Origin of the sequence: Clostridium sp. ZBS2, from assembly GCF_023845855.1 — a bacterium.
GTDB lineage: Bacteria > Bacillota > Clostridia > Clostridiales > Clostridiaceae > Clostridium > Clostridium aquiflavi.
In genome coordinates, this window is sequence record NZ_JAMQIF010000127.1 from 1 (window position 1) to 210 (window position 210).

Consider the following 210-nt stretch of genomic DNA (forward strand, 5'->3'; position numbering starts at 1 on the left):
ATTATAGTGAGGAAATAAATTGTGAAGTAGCAAAAAATAGAAAAGATGCAATTGAACCAATAAGTGGTTCCAAAAGATTAGATACAAAAGATGCAGATTATCTATATGGTGTTATTGAACATAATGATAATATGGGAGTAAAAACAGCTACATTTTATGGAAAAGGAGAAGAGAAGGACCAAGTATTACAGTAGGAGGAAGAACATTTTA

1 protein-coding gene is annotated in these 210 nt (G+C 30.0%); it reads left to right on the forward strand.

The window, feature by feature from the left end:
• The coding region (locus NG918_RS16735) for a hypothetical protein (protein WP_252227179.1) at window positions 1–194 on the forward strand (194 nt) is incomplete at its 5' end.
• Between the last annotated feature and the right edge of the window lie 16 nt (window positions 195–210).